The organism is Streptomyces sp. NPDC054783 (assembly GCF_053611725.1).
On the sequence record NZ_JBSHAY010000002.1, the window covers coordinates 234,861 to 248,792 of the forward strand.

The 13,932-nt window shown below is 71.7% G+C and carries 13 protein-coding genes; 6 read left to right on the forward strand and 7 right to left on the reverse strand.

Annotated features, from left to right (window positions below; all coding sequences use genetic code 11):
• Positions 1-180: 180 nt before the first annotated feature.
• Both scy and mce read right to left on the reverse strand, forming a co-directional pair.
• Positions 181-4,062, reverse strand: coding sequence for a polarized growth protein Scy (gene scy, locus ACWGJ5_RS05370; RefSeq protein ID WP_453308449.1), 3,882 nt, complete (start codon positions 4,060-4,062; stop codon positions 181-183).
• 206 nt (positions 4,063-4,268) lie between these two features.
• A complete protein-coding gene (gene mce / locus ACWGJ5_RS05375; RefSeq protein WP_453308450.1) occupies positions 4,269-4,709 on the reverse strand; it encodes a methylmalonyl-CoA epimerase in 441 nt (146 codons plus the stop codon).
• Between the two features lie 148 nt (positions 4,710-4,857).
• Between mce and ACWGJ5_RS05380 the strand changes: the two genes are divergently transcribed.
• The 3 genes from ACWGJ5_RS05380 to ACWGJ5_RS05390 all read left to right on the forward strand — a co-directional run bounded on the left by ACWGJ5_RS05380 (position 4,858) and on the right by ACWGJ5_RS05390 (position 8,413).
• Complete coding sequence (locus tag ACWGJ5_RS05380; RefSeq protein ID WP_453308451.1) at positions 4,858-6,057, forward strand: acetyl-CoA C-acetyltransferase; 1,200 nt, start codon at positions 4,858-4,860, stop codon at positions 6,055-6,057.
• Positions 6,058-6,108: 51 nt separating this feature from the next.
• Positions 6,109-7,065, forward strand: coding sequence for a methylmalonyl Co-A mutase-associated GTPase MeaB (meaB, locus tag ACWGJ5_RS05385; RefSeq protein ID WP_228623613.1), 957 nt, complete (start codon positions 6,109-6,111; stop codon positions 7,063-7,065).
• A gap of 148 nt (positions 7,066-7,213) precedes the next feature.
• Positions 7,214-8,413, forward strand: coding sequence for an MFS transporter (locus ACWGJ5_RS05390; RefSeq protein ID WP_453308452.1), 1,200 nt, complete (start codon positions 7,214-7,216; stop codon positions 8,411-8,413).
• 113 nt (positions 8,414-8,526) lie between these two features.
• Here ACWGJ5_RS05390 and ACWGJ5_RS05395 read toward each other — a convergent pair whose 3' ends face one another.
• The 4 genes from ACWGJ5_RS05395 to ACWGJ5_RS05410 all read right to left on the reverse strand — a co-directional run bounded on the left by ACWGJ5_RS05395 (position 8,527) and on the right by ACWGJ5_RS05410 (position 11,196).
• Positions 8,527-9,003: a MarR family winged helix-turn-helix transcriptional regulator gene (locus ACWGJ5_RS05395; protein WP_351611926.1), complete on the reverse strand. Its 477-nt coding sequence runs from the start codon at positions 9,001-9,003 to the stop codon at positions 8,527-8,529.
• 92 nt (positions 9,004-9,095) lie between these two features.
• On the reverse strand, positions 9,096-9,857 hold the full coding sequence (locus ACWGJ5_RS05400) for an AIM24 family protein (RefSeq protein ID WP_453308453.1): 762 nt from the start codon (positions 9,855-9,857) through the stop codon (positions 9,096-9,098).
• Positions 9,858-9,910: 53 nt separating this feature from the next.
• Positions 9,911-10,561 (reverse strand): AIM24 family protein, encoded by a 651-nt coding sequence (locus ACWGJ5_RS05405; protein WP_453308454.1) that lies wholly within the window; start codon positions 10,559-10,561, stop codon positions 9,911-9,913.
• Positions 10,562-10,563: 2 nt separating this feature from the next.
• Entirely contained in the window at positions 10,564-11,196 is a 633-nt protein-coding gene (locus ACWGJ5_RS05410) for an AIM24 family protein (protein ID WP_228623656.1), read from the reverse strand.
• Between the two features lie 193 nt (positions 11,197-11,389).
• On the opposite strand from ACWGJ5_RS05410, the gene ACWGJ5_RS05415 reads away from it, so the two are divergent.
• The 3 genes from ACWGJ5_RS05415 (at position 11,390) to ACWGJ5_RS05425 (ending at position 12,881) form a co-directional block, all read left to right on the forward strand.
• Entirely contained in the window at positions 11,390-11,734 is a 345-nt protein-coding gene (locus ACWGJ5_RS05415; protein WP_453308455.1) for a DUF3817 domain-containing protein, read from the forward strand.
• Positions 11,731-12,027, forward strand: coding sequence for an MTH1187 family thiamine-binding protein (locus ACWGJ5_RS05420; RefSeq protein ID WP_453308456.1), 297 nt, complete (start codon positions 11,731-11,733; stop codon positions 12,025-12,027). Before ACWGJ5_RS05415 ends, ACWGJ5_RS05420 begins: the two co-directional genes overlap by 4 nt.
• A gap of 98 nt (positions 12,028-12,125) precedes the next feature.
• Positions 12,126-12,881, forward strand: a complete 756-nt coding sequence (locus ACWGJ5_RS05425) for a hypothetical protein (protein WP_453308457.1) — start codon at positions 12,126-12,128, stop codon at positions 12,879-12,881.
• Here ACWGJ5_RS05425 and ACWGJ5_RS05430 read toward each other — a convergent pair.
• Complete coding sequence (locus ACWGJ5_RS05430) at positions 12,829-13,881, reverse strand: DUF5937 family protein (protein ID WP_453308458.1); 1,053 nt, start codon at positions 13,879-13,881, stop codon at positions 12,829-12,831. The two genes, ACWGJ5_RS05425 and ACWGJ5_RS05430, sit on opposite strands and share 53 nt — an antisense overlap.
• Between the last annotated feature and the right edge of the window lie 51 nt (positions 13,882-13,932).

Consider the following 13,932-nt stretch of genomic DNA (forward strand, 5'->3'; position numbering starts at 1 on the left):
GGTTCCTGTCAATGAGACCGGTGAGGTGATAAGGGGAATCCTAGGGGCCGAAGCGGTGTGTCATCGAGCGGATACGGTTTTGATCTGGAGAATGGCACCTCTTTTGGGTGGCTGACCGCCGGAGGGCTTGCCAACGACTCGGGCAAAGCCCCCAGACGTTACCGGAACGCACCGCTGACATTAGCCGTCTGACGACTTGCCACCCGATCGGGGGGCGCCGACCGTCGCGCCGGCCTTGACCGAGCCCTCCTTGCCGGACGTCGGTGCCTCGAAGGACTCCAGCGCCTCCAGGACGTCCTGGACCCGGGAGATCTCGGCGTTGATGTCCTCGCGCCGGCGCACCAGGATCTCCAGCTCGCGCTTGCCCTCCTCGACCGTGCGCCGGGCCTCGCGGATCGCCTCGGCCTTGAGCTCCTCGGCCTCCTTGACGAGGCTGGCCTTCTTCTGCTCGGCCTCCTTGAGCAGCCCCTCCGCCTTCTTGACGGCGGCGATGCGCACCTTGCCCGCCTCGGAGTTGGCGTCCGAGACCAGCTCCTTGGCCTTCGCCTCCGCCTTGGCCAGCTGCTCCTCGGCGGCCTTGATGAGGGCGTCGCAGCGGTCGCCGGTGGACTTCATCGTCTCGGCGGCCTCGCGGCGGGCCCGCTCGTGCAGCTCCTCGATCTCGGTGGTGATGCGGTCGCGCAGCTCCTCCGCGCGCTCCCGGATCGCGGTCGCGTCCCGGCGGGCGCCGACCAGCAGCTCGTCGGCGTCCGTGCGCGACTTCTCCACCATCGAGTTGCCCTCGATCGTGGCCTCGGAGACGATCCGCTCGGCCTCGCTGCGGGCCGCGCCGACCATCGTGTCGGCCTGCGACTCGGCGTCCGCGGTGGTCTTCAGCGCCTGCTCCTGCGCCTCGCTGAGCAGCTTGTCGACCTCGGCCGTGGTCTCGGTGATGAGCGTGTCGACCTGCTCGGCCGCCTCCGAACGCCGCTTGTTGGAGTCCTTGCGGGCCTCGTCCAGGGTCCGCTCCGCCTCCTCGCGGGCGGAATTGACGAGCCGTTCTGCCGTGTCCTCCGCGTCCGCCCTGAGCTGCTCGGCCTCCGCCCGCACCCGATCGGCGTGCGCCTGCGCCGAGCCGACCGTCTCCGCGGCCTCCGCGCGCAGCCGCTCGGCCTCGCCGGTGGCGTCCCCGATGAGCTGCTCGGCGGCCGCCAGGGCCTCCGCGCGCACCCGGTCCGCCTCGGCGGCGGTCTCCGTCTGGAGCCGGTCCGCCTCGGCGACCGTCTCGTTCTGCAGGCGCTCGGCCTCGTTACGAGCCTCGGTGATGAGGGTGTCCGCCTGGGTCGCCGCGTCGGAGCGGATCCGGTTGGCGTCCTCGCGGGCGTCCGCACGGGTCCGGGCGGCCGCCTGGTCGGCCTCGGCGAGCGCGTCCGAGGCCTCGGTGCGCACCCGCTGGGCGTAGTCGCCGGCGTCCGCGCGCTGCCGCTCGGCCTCCGCCATCGCCTCCGCGACCGTACGCTCGGCCAGCGCCCTGGCGGCCTCCGACTCCTCGCTCGCCTTGCGGCGGACGCGGCTCGCGTCCTCGCTCGCCCGCTCCCGCTCGGCGTAGGCGTCGGCGCGGACCCGGTCCGCCTCCTCCTCGGCCTCCCGCCGGGTGCGGTCCGCCGCGTGCTCGGCGGCCGAGCGCAGCCCGGTGATCTCCTCCTGCGCCTGCTCGTGCAGCCCGACGACGGAGTCCCGCACCTGCTGGGCGTGCTGCTCGGCGGCGGACACCATCTCGATGGCCCGCCGGTCGGCCTCCTCGACCAGCCGGACCGCCTCGGTCTGCGCCTCCTCGACCCGCTTGCGCGCCGAGGCCAGCAGCTCCTCGCTCTGCTCACGGGCCCGAAGCCGCTCCTGGTCGGCCTCTTCGCGTGCGGACCCGAGGGTCTCCTCGGCCTCGCGACGCCGCCGGACGGCCTCCTCCTGGGCGGCGGCCAGCGTCTCGGACGCCTCCGTGCCGAGCCGCTCGGCGGCGGCCTGCGCCTCCGCGCGCACCCGGTCGGCGGTGTCCTGGGCCTCCGCCTTCAGCCGCTCGGCCTCGGCGGCGGCCTCGGAGCGCAGTCGTACGGCGACGGCCTCGCCCTCGGCGCGGGAGGCGGACGCGTCGGACGCGGCCTCGTTGCGCAGCCGGTCGGCCTCGGCCTCGGCCTGCTGCTGGAGGGCGCGGATGCGTTCAGCGGCCTCGGCGCGCAGCCGCTCGGTCTCCTCGGCGGCCTCGCGGCGGATCCGGGCGGCCTCCCCGCGGGCGTCCGTGAGCGCCTGCTCGGCCGACTCCAGCCGGTCCTGCGCCTCGGTCTGCAGCCGCGTGAGCCCCTCGGCGGCCTCGGCGCGGCGGGCCTCGACGGCGCGCTCGGTCTCCTCGCGCAGCTCGCGCGCGGCGGTCTCGGCGTCCGCCTTGACCGCCTCGGCCTGCTCGTCGGCCTCGGCCCGCAGCCGTTCGGCCTCCTTGCGGGCCCGGTCCAGGGTCTCCTCGGCCTGCCGGCGCAGGCTGGTGGCCCGCTCGATGGCCTCGGTGCGGACCTTCTCGCTGTCGGTGGTCGCCTTCTGCCGCAGCTCGTCGGCGTCCACCTTGGCCTTGGCCAGCAGCTCCTCGGCGGACTTGGCCGCCTCCTCGATCTGCGCGACCGCCTCCCGGCGGGCCTCCGCGCGGATCGACTCGCCCTCGGCGACCGCGTCCGCGCGCAGCTGCTCGGCCTCGCCGCGCAGCCGGCGAGCCTCCTCCTGCAGCTCGACCGTCTTGGCGCGGTACTCCTTGGTGTCGTCCTTCGCCGCGCCCTTGAGCTGCTCGGCGATGTCGTGCGCCTCGGCGCGCAGCCGGTCCGCCTCGGCCTCGGCCTCCGTGCGGATCCGCTCGGCCTCCTCGGCGGCGGCCTTGGTGGTCTGCTTGGCTTCCTCGGACGCCTTGTCCAGCACGTCCTCGGCGGTCCTGGCCGCCTTGGACAGCTGGCTCGCCGTCTCCTCGGCGGTGATCGAGCGGGCCTTCTCGGCGGCCTCGGCGACGATCTTCTCGGCCTCGGCACGGGCGTCCGCGACCAGCTGCTCGGCCTCGGACCTGGTGTTCTCGGCCTCCTTGGTGGCCTCCTCGACCAGCCGGGCGACCTGCTCCTTCGCGGTGCGCGTACGCGCCTCGCCCGCGGCCTCGGCGCTGGCCAGGGCCTTGGTGGCGGCCTGCTCGGCCTCCGTCTGCAGCTTCTCGGCCTCCGCCTGCGCCTTGCGCAGCGCCTCCTCGGCCGCCGTCATCCGCTCCTCGGCGGCCCGGGTCAGCTCGGCGGCCTGCCGGCGGGCGGCGTCCGACTCGCTGACCGTGCTGGTGCGCAGCTGCTCGGCGTGGTCGGTGGCCTCCTGGGCCTGGGTGGAGGCGGCGTTCAGCAGCCGCTCGGCGTCCGTGCGGGCGCGGCGCAGGATCTCCTGGGCCTCCGTGCGGGCCGTCTCGGCGTCGCTCTGGAGCCGCTCGCGGGCCTCCCGGGTCAGCCGCTCGGCCTCCGTGCGGGCGGTGGCGAGCGCCTGCTCGGCCTCGGTGCGGGACTCGTCGAGGAGGCGGCGGGCCTGCTGTTCGGTGCGGGCGCGCAGCTGCTCGGCCCAGGCCACGTTCTCGTTGACGTGCGACTCGACGGTGGCGCGCCGCTCGGCCAGCTCCTGGTCGAGCTGCTGGCGCCGGGTCACCGCCTCCTGGTGCAGCTCCGCCTGGAGGCGGGCGGCCTGCTCGGCGTGCTCCTGCAGGATCCGCTGGGTCTGCGCGCGGGCCTGGCTCAGCTCCCGCTCGGCGTCCTGACGCAGCTGGTCGGCCTGCATCTGGGCATTGCGGAGCAACTGCTCGGCCTGATAGCCGATGTCACCGCCGTCGAAGGCGGGCCGGGTCATCAGGGTGCGGCGCGCCTCGTGCAGCTTGGCGCGCAGCACCTCGACCTGGTAGCCGAGGTCCTCGGCGTGCTGGATCGCCTTTTCCCGCTCGGTCTTCAGCCGCTTCATCTCGGCCTCGAACCGAGAGAGGTGGTCGACGTCAGCCGCCGGCTCTCGCTCCTGGCTCTCGTAGCCCCGCACTGCGCGGTCCCATCCGTCCCCTGGTCAGCTTCTCCAACGAGCTCCGTCCATCCGCCGAACGGGGCCCCCGGGGAATGGTGTCAGATCAACGGCGGAGCACGGGCTGTTGCCCCGACGCTCGTCCCCCGAAACCCGGACCCCGGCACGGCCGTCCCCCGCTTTCAGGGACGACCGCCCCCAACCCTACCGGCCCATATGTACGAGGGTCAGTGCTCGGGCGACTCAACGGGGGCCGAAGTGACCAGTTCTGTGAGCACGCCATGGCAATCCTTGGGGTGCAGGAAGGTGATCCGCGACCCCATGGAACCGCGCCGTGGCTCGTCGTACAGGACGCGAACGCCCTTGCTGCGGATGTCCGCGGCGTCCCCGTCCACGTCCGCCGTACCGAAGGCGATGTGGTGGACGCCCTCCCCGTTCTTCGCGAGCCACTTGCCGACCGCGGAGTCCTCGCGGGTCGGCTCCAGCAGCTGGAGGTAGGAGGCGCCGCCGTCCGAGGTCTCGTTGATCTTGAGCATGGCCTCGCGCACGCCCTGCTCCTCGTTGACCTCGGTGTGGAACACCTCGAAGCCGTACGTGGCCCTGTAGAACTCGACGGTCGCGTCGAGGTCGTGGCAGGCGATTCCGATGTGGTCGATTCGCGTCAGCATGGATTCAGTGCAGCGCGCCGGGCATGGTTACGCAACGTGCGCGCGATCACACCGACGGCCCGATGACGGCACGGAGTGCCATCAGTACATTCGAAGTAAACCCTCGTTCACTCCTCGGCTGTGCAGGCCGGTAAGGGGATCGCAGCTCATGCCTTCTGGAACGACCAGCTCGGTGATCGTCGCGGGTGCGCGCACCCCTATGGGACGACTGCTCGGCTCTCTCAAGTCCTTCTCCGGAGCCGACCTCGGCGGCTTCGCGATCAAGGCCGCCCTCGACCGTGCGGGGATCGGTGGCGACCAGGTGCAGTACGTGATCATGGGCCAGGTGCTCCAGGCCGGCGCCGGCCAGATCCCGGCCCGCCAGGCCGCCGTGAAGGCCGGCATCCCGATGAACGTCCCGGCGCTCACCATCAACAAGGTGTGCCTCTCCGGCCTCGACGCCATCGCCCTGGCCGACCAGCTGATCCGCGCCGGCGAGTTCGACATCGTCGTGGCGGGCGGCCAGGAGTCCATGACCAACGCCCCGCACCTGCTGCCGAAGTCCCGCGAGGGCTTCAAGTACGGCGCGGTCCAGATGATCGACGCCATGGCCTACGACGGCCTGACCGACTCCTTCGAGGGCGTCGCCATGGGCGAGTCCACGGAGAAGCACAACACCCGCCTCGGCATCGGCCGCGCCGAGCAGGACGAGATCGCGGCCCTGTCCCACCAGCGGGCCGCCGCCGCGCAGAAGAACGGCCTGTTCGAGGCCGAGATCACCCCGGTGGAGATCCCGCAGCGCAAGGGCGACCCGGTCCTGTTCAGCAAGGACGAGGGCATCCGCGGCGACACCACCGCGGAGTCCCTGGGCAAGCTGCGCCCGGCCTTCAGCAAGGAGGGCACGATCACCGCGGGGTCGAGCTCCCAGATCTCGGACGGCGCGGCCGCCGTGGTCGTGATGAGCAAGGCCAAGGCGGAGGAGCTGGGCCTGACCTGGCTCGCCGAGATCGGCGCGCACGGCAATGTGGCCGGACCGGACAACAGCCTGCAGTCCCAGCCGTCCAACGCCATCCAGCACGCCCTGAAGAAGGAGGGCCTGGAGGTCTCCGACCTCGACCTCATCGAGATCAACGAGGCCTTCGCCGCCGTCGCCGTGCAGTCAATGAAGGACCTCGGCGTGTCCACGGAAAAGGTGAACGTCAACGGCGGCGCGATCGCCCTCGGTCACCCGATCGGCATGTCCGGCGCCCGTCTCGTCCTCCACCTCGCGCTGGAGCTCAAGCGGCGCGGCGGCGGCGTCGGCGCGGCCGCGCTGTGCGGTGGCGGCGGCCAGGGTGACGCGCTGATCGTGCGGGTACCGAAGGCGTAATCATCCCCGTTGTACCCGTCTGTACGTCTGTGAACTGAACGGAGCTGTTTGATGCAGGACGTCTCCTCTCTGGTGGCCCTGGCCAGGGAAGGCCGGCCGCGGGCCGTGGCCCGGCTGATCTCCCTCGTGGAGGGGGCGTCCCCGCAGCTCAGGGAGGTCATGGCGGCGCTGGCCCCGCTGACCGGCAACGCCTATGTCGTCGGTCTGACGGGCTCCCCGGGTGTCGGCAAGTCGACCTCGACCTCCGCGCTGGTCACGGCGTACCGCAAGCAGGGCAGGCGGGTGGGCGTCCTGGCCGTCGACCCGTCCTCGCCGTTCTCCGGCGGCGCCCTGCTCGGCGACCGCGTCCGCATGTCGGACCACGCCTCCGACCCGGGCGTCTACATCCGCTCGATGGCGACCCGCGGTCACCTGGGCGGCCTGGCCTGGGCCGCCCCGCAGGCGATCCGGGTGCTGGACGCGGCGGGCTGTGACGTGATCCTGGTGGAGACGGTGGGCGTCGGCCAGTCGGAGGTCGAGATCGCCTCCCAGGCCGATACGAGCGTGGTGCTGCTGGCCCCGGGCATGGGCGACGGCATCCAGGCGGCCAAGGCGGGCATCCTGGAGATCGGCGACGTCTACGTCGTCAACAAGGCGGACCGGGACGGCGCGGATGCCACCGCCCGCGAGCTGAACCACATGCTGGGTCTCGGCGAGTCCCGCGGCCCCGGCGACTGGCGCCCGCCGATCGTGAAGACGGTCGCGGCCCGCGCCGAGGGCGTCGACGAGGTCGTGGAGGCCCTGGAGAAGCACCGCGCGTGGATGGAGGAGCGCGGTGTCCTCGCCGAGCGCCGCAAGGCCAGGGCGGCCCGTGAGGTGGAGACCATCGCGGTGACGGCCCTGCGCGAACGCATCGGCGACCTCCACGGCGACCGCCGCCTCAGCGCGCTCGCGGAACGCATCGTCGCCGGCGAACTGGACCCCTACCGCGCGGCGGACGAACTGGTGGCGGGCCTGACACAGGGCTGAACGGGTCGCCAACTCCGCGCCGGCACTGCTAGTTTGAGGGGCATGTTCCTCCTCCTGGCGTAGAGCGCACACCGGATCGCGAGGCCGACGACAAGGCCCTCGCGTCCCTCGGTGTCCCCTCTTCCGCCTCCACCTGAGGAACATCAGCATGTCGACGCATGCCCCTTCGCGGCCCTCCTACGCCGCCGTGCTGCGCCTCCCGCACGCGCGCCGCACCTTCGTCTCCGCCCTCACCGCCCGCCTGTCCTACGGCACGGTCTCCCTGGCGGTGCTGCTGTCCGTCACCCGGGCCACCGGCTCCTACGCCGTCTCCGGCGCCGTGCTGTCCCTGTTCGGCGCCACGTCGGTCTTCCTGATGCCGTTCAGGGCCGCCTTGATCGACCGGCATGGCGCCCGCCGGGCCCTGCTGCCCATGGCGGTGCTCTACGGCGCCCTGCTGTGCGTGCTGGCCGCGCTGACCTGGCGCCCCGGCGCGCCGCCGCCGGCCGTCGGCGCCGCGGCGGCCCTCGCGGGCGCGTGTGCCCCTCCGCTGGGCCCGACCATGCGCGCACTGTGGGCGGAACTGGCACCGGAACCGGGCATGCTGGCCCGCGCCTACAGCCTGGACGGCATCGCCGAGGAACTGCTGTACGTCTCCGGACCGGCCCTGGTCGGCGTGCTGACCGGCTTCGCCCCGCCGGCTGCCGGGATCCTGCTGAGCGCACTGCTGATCGTGGGCGGCACGTCCGTCTTCGTCACCTCCCCGGTGATGTGCGGCCCCCGCGCCGCCGCCCCCGGGCAGAGCCGCGGCGCCCTCTCCGGTCTGCTGGTTCCGGTCGCCGTGGCCACGGGCGTGGGACTGGCTCTCAGCGGCGTGGACCTGCTGCTGATGGCCTTCGCCACACAGCGTTCGTACGACACCGCCGTGGTGCCCTGGGTGCTGGGTGCGCTCTCGGCGGGCAGTGCGGTGGGCGGGCTGGTCAACGGTGCGGTCCGGTGGCGGGCGCCGGCCCGGGTCCGCCTGTGCCGGTTCGCCGTGGCTCTCGGCCTGGTGATCGCGGCGGCGGGCCTGGCCCCCGACCTGTGGACGCTCACGGCGGCCATGGCCTGCGCCGGAGCGGTGGTCGCTCCGGCGCTGACCACGGCGTATCTGCTGGCCGCGGAGATGGCGGGCGAAGGCTCGCGCACGCATGCCGGGGCGTGGGTGAACACCGGGGTGAACGCCGGGAGCTCCGGCGGAGCGCTTGCCGTGGGACTGCTGATCGGGCGGGTGCCGATCGGGATGTGCTTCCTGCTGGCGGGCGGGGCGGCCGTGCTGCCCGCCGTGGGGGCCTTTCGCCGTCTCAGGGTGCCGGCCGTGGTGGGCTGATCGCGCCCACGCTCGGCGGCCGCACATCGATACGGCCCCGCGTCCCCTGCGGGGCGCGGGCCGGGCGCACCCACCCCTGCCCGGCCACACTGCCCCGGGCTTGCAGGCCGAGCTCAGGGACGCCCCCGTTGCCCCCTCAGGTGCTCGGCGATCGGCTTCAGCGCCTTGTCCAGTTCCGTCAACGCCTCCGGCGACAGCAGATCGATGAAATGCCGCCGCACGGAGGCGACATGATGTGGCGCCACCTTCTTCATCGTGTCCATGCCATGCTCGGTCAGCACGGCGTACAGTCCCCGCCGATCGGACTCGCAGTTCTCGCGGCGCACCAGGTTTGCGTTCTCCATGCGCGTGATCTGGTGTGACAGCCGGCTCTTGGACTGGAGAGTCGCGGAGGCGAGGTCGCTCATCCGCATCCGGTGGTCCTCCGACTCGGACAGGTTCACGAGGATCTCGTAGTCGTTCATAGTCAGGCCGAACGGCTGCAGATCCTTCTCCAGCTGGTACGTCAACAGCCTGTTGACCTCCAGGTGGGTGCGCCAGGCGCACTGCTCCGCATCGGTCAGCCAGCGCGTGGCCGTCTCGGTCTCCATGAATGAAGTCTACCTAAGAAGTTGAATTCCGAACTACATTGGATGGTGTGACAGTGCGCACGCGTTCGATGTCACCCTCCGCAGACTACCGCTCACAGCCCGAAGCGGCGCTGGAGGTCTCCCAGCTGTCCGGGAAGACGCGGTACACCCGATGGTTGCTGACCGTGTCCGCCCGGTGCCGCTCCGCCACCGCCGGGCACCCCCGGTTCGGACGGAACGACCCCCGTCGCCGCCTCCTCCATGAGGGTCTCCGTCGACTGCAACAGGACCGTCCCGGCGCCCACGAACTCGAACTGGTGCTCCTCACCGGATACCCCGCCCAGGCCCGTCATCGCACGTAGACCGCCCAGCACACCCGTCAGATACCCGTGGTCGTAGTGATGACACGGTGACGGGCAGTCGGCCCACCCGACGAGCGCCTGCGGGTCGACCCGGATCGGAGGTTCCACGAACACCACCGGACCGTTAGATGCGGCGACAAACTTTCCGGTTCCGATAAGGGTCAGAAAACCCGGCACGATCGATTGCTTGAGCGCGAGACTTGGCTGAAAAGCGAGCAGGTTGCCCGCGCGAATGGTCAAGTTCCCGTCGTCCAGGTCGTAGGAGTTGACGTCGAAGGCCCGGTCGGCGAGCAGCATCTTGCCCGAACCCTCCGCCACGACCCAGTCGCTCGCGTGCAGTGGCGAATGAAACGAGGTACGGACAAGTCGGTCGAGTCGGCCGTGCCCGATGCCGTTGAACGCGATCGCCCCGTAGTAGGCGATCATCTTCCCCTTCTGCAGGAACCACTGCCCGCTCTTGAGCTCGACGCAGAACGTGTACTTGTTGACGTTGTCGTCGGCGGGCAGGGTCATCGGGTCGTGCACCACCGGGCCGCCGGGGGTGCCGTACGTGCCTCCGTACGCGCTCACAGCTTCTCCTCCGACGCCTGGACGTACACCGTGCCGTTGCCGCTCAGCTCCAGCTGGAAGGCCTCGCCGGAGCCGCGGCCCACCATGTCGCGCCAGCCCAGCGCGGCCGACAGCTTGTTGCGGACCTCGCCGTGATGGGCGACGTACGCCTGCGGGTCGACGTGGACCGGGTGCTGGGGGGTGATCGGGATCTCGAAGACGCCGCCGTGTGCCATCACGGCGACCGAGCCCTGCCCCTGGAGGGTGGTGGTGAACAGGCCCTGCCCGGTGACCTGGCCGCGGACCAGGCCCATGACCCCGCCCTGCGAGCCCATGAACATCGTGCCCTGCCGGAGCGTGCCCTCGAAGGCGAGCAGGCGGTCGGCCTCGACGTAGAGGGTGTCGCCGGAGAGGTTGATGACGTGGACGTGGTGGCCGCCGTGCCCGAAGAAGACCGTGCCGCTGCCCTCGACGGTCATCAGCGGGGTCGCCTCGCCCGTCACCCGGCGCCCGATCATGGACATCAGCCCGCCCTGACCGCCCTGGATGTTCGGTGTGAAGGACACGTCCCCCTTGTAGGCGAGCATCGCCCCGCGCTGACTGAACAGCCGCTGCCCGGGCAGCACGGCCGCCTCGACCATCTTGGAGTTGATCTCCCGGAACGCCATGGCTACAGATCCCCCGCGATCGTGTTCCGCTCGCTCGGCTGCACGTACACCAGTCCGTCGCCCTCGAAGCGGATCTGGAAGGCCTCGCCGCCGCCCTCCCCGAAGAACGTGCGGAACGTCACGCCGGACTGGAAGGACTGCCGGACGTTGCCCTGGTGGGCGATGTAGGCACCCGGATCGACGATCAGCGGGTACTGCGGGCTGACCCGGAGCACCACCGCCGGCCCGTCGGACATGATCGCCGCCTGCCCGTGCCCCTCGACGGTCGTCGTGAACAGGCCGTTGCCCTGCGAGGCGCCGCGCAGCCCGGTGAACGTCGTGCCCGTGCGCAGCCCCGCGTCCGTCACGAGCAGGTTGCTCGACTCCACGTACAGCTTGTCGCCCTGGAGGCTCACCAGGTTGATCTCGGTCGCCCGGTCCGCGAACCAGCAGGTGCCGTGCCCCTTCACCTCCATCACCGTCATCTGCTCGCCGGTGAGCCGCCGGGTCACCATCCCGCGCAGTCCCTCGCCCCCACCGGTGAGCTTCTTGAAACTCATCTGCCCGTCGTACGCGACCATCGAGCCGTTCTTCGCCTTCACGGCGTCCCCGGTCATGTCGACGGCGAGCACCTTGCTGCCTTGCAGTCGGAACATCGCCACGCAGCGAAAGTAGCGGCGACGCGGGTGGACGGAACAGAGCCCGTGGGTGGACACGGACCCTGAGCGGACCCCCAGGGCCGTCGTTTGCCACAATGGGGGACGCTTGTGCGTGCGTTCACAAACTGCAGCCCGCTGCCGACGGACCGTAACCGCAGACCGTCGCGACCCCTCCCACCGAAGGTGATCCGTGGACATCAAGACCGCCACCGCCCTCCGCCGCCTCCGCCTGGTCTCGGCCCCGGAGGCCGTGTCCTTCCTGATCCTCCTCGTCTGCTCGGTGCTGAAGCGGACCACGGACTTCAACGCGGTCCCCGTCATGGGCGCGGTCCACGGCGTCCTGTTCGTCCTGTACGTGATCTTCTGGGCGGACGCCTGGAACCGCGCCAAGTGGCCGCTGAGGACCGCGGCCCTCTACTTCGTCCTCTCGGTGCTGCCCACCGGCGGCTTCTTCGCCGAGCGCAAGCTGCGCCGCGAGGCCGAGGACGCCGTCATCGCGGCCCGCGCCCGCAAGGAAGGAATCGTGAACGCATGATCGTCGCCTTCTCCGTGACGCCCCTCGGCGTCGGCGAGGACGTGGGGGAGTACGTCGCCGACGCCGTGCGCGTCGTCCGCGAGTCGGGGCTGCCCAACCGGACCGACGCCATGTTCACCTCCATCGAGGGCGAGTCGTGGGACGAGGTCATGGACGTCGTCAAGCGTGCCGTCGCCGCCGTGCAGGAGCGCGCCCCACGCGTGTCGCTCGTCCTCAAGGCCGACATCCGCCCCGGCGTGACCGACGCACTCACCTCCAAGGTCGAGACCGTCGAACGGCACCTGGCGCAGTAGTCGGCCCCCTTTTGAGCGGTCGCATGCGGAGGTGTACGTTCCCCTCCTGATCATCCGAGCGATCGCTCAACTTCACTGTTCTGACCTGGGGGAACACCATGGGTCGTCTCTACAGAGAGACACACATACGCGCCGACCTCGACGAGCTGTGGGCGTGTACCCAGGACCCCGTCACGCGCCTGCGCTGGGACCTCCGCTTCACGTCGATCACCCCCCTCCCGGCCGTGGCCGGCGAGCCGCGGCGCTTCACCTGCACCTGGCGTGTGCTGCCGCTCCTCACCGTGCCCGGCACCGGCGTCGCCGCCGGGGAGAAGGACCGCCCCGACGGCACGCGCGTGTGCGCCCTGCGTTTCTCCTCCTTGCACCCGCTGTCCCCGATCGCCGAGGCGAGCGCCTACTGGCGTTACCAGCCCGACGCGCACGGCGTACGCCTGCTCACCGGGTACGAGTACCGCGCCCGCGGGGGCGCGTTCGGGGCGGTCGCGGACCGCCTGGTGCTTCGGCCGCTGACCGGCTGGGCGACGGGGTGGTCCTTCGACCGGCTCCGGCTCTGGCTGGAGCGGGGGATCACTCCCGAGCGTGCCCTGGTCAACTGGATCGTCGAGCTGGCGGTCCGTGCGGTTGTCCTCACGGTGTGCCTGACCGGGCTCGGGCTGGAGTCGCTGCTGCGGCTCTTCGGGACCTTCGCCGACACCGTCGCCTATGTGTGCCCGCTGCTCCTGGTGGTCGGCGGCTCCCTCGCGGTCTTCAAGGCGCCGCTGGCCGGGACGCCCGCCGCCCGGCGGTGCCTGCGGGCGCCGGTCACCCGGGCGCGTGCGCCGAGGGTGCTGCGGCGGCTCGAGGCGTACGGGTGAGGCTCCTGGCGACCTGCGGGGCCCCGGAGCTCGTCAGTGCCACGCCCAGCGGTGTCCTCTCGTACAGCACCTGATGTCCGTACCGCCGTGAGGTGAGCAGACCGGCGTCGCGCAGTACCGTCAGGTGGGCCGACACCGACGAAGGGGCCAGTCGCAGCCGGTGGGCCAGTGCTGTGGTCGTCGCCGGTTCGTCCAGTGCGGCCAGCACCTCGGCACGGTTTCGGCCCAGCAGCCGTACCAAGGCCTCCGGCGTGCGTTCGCCCGACTCCGTCCACAATCCCGCGATTCCCCGGGCCGGGTAGACCAGCGTCGGCTGCCACGGCGGCTCGAAGCCGGTGATCACGTCGGGCCAGGAGAAGACGCTCGGCATCAGAATCAGGCCCTGGCCGTCCAGGGCGCGGGTGTACTCGTCGTGTCCCGCGAGCGTGAGCGTACGGCCGTCCCAGGCCAGGCGGCTGTCCAGTTCCGGCAGCAGCGTGCCGAGGCCCACCTCGGCCAGGCGGCGGGAGTGGAAGGCCACATCCGCCTCCAGCAGGGCCCGCAGCCGGGGCCAGTCCGGGGCGATCAGCACCCGCCAGGCCTCCTCCATGGCATCCGCGAGCTCCTGGATCATCCGCACCGGATCCGCCAGCCAGGCCCGGCCCTGCGGTGAGCGGAGCGCGCCCGGTGTACAGGCCAGCGAGCGGGCGGTGTCCTCACGGGCCGCCTCCGGGTCCGACGCCCGTACGGCGGCGATCTCCTCCTCGAAGGTGGCGGCCGGCCCGATCGGCGGCGCGCCCAGCCAGTCCGGCGAGTGCCCCCGCCGGGGCATCAGCAGCCACAGCGGAGCCAGCTCGAGACCGGCCGCCGCCTGTCTGATCCGCCGCAGCCATGGCGCCTGATAGGCGTGCCGGTCGGGCCTTCTCAGGGTGCGCACCGCCTCCTGTGTCTCCCACAGCGGGGAGATCGCGAACCGGCAGCGCAGGAAGTCGTCGTCGCCGAAATGCAGCCGCGACGCCATGGGCACCCCTTCGGAGATTCGGCTGGGGCCGAAACTCTACGGCGTCCGGCC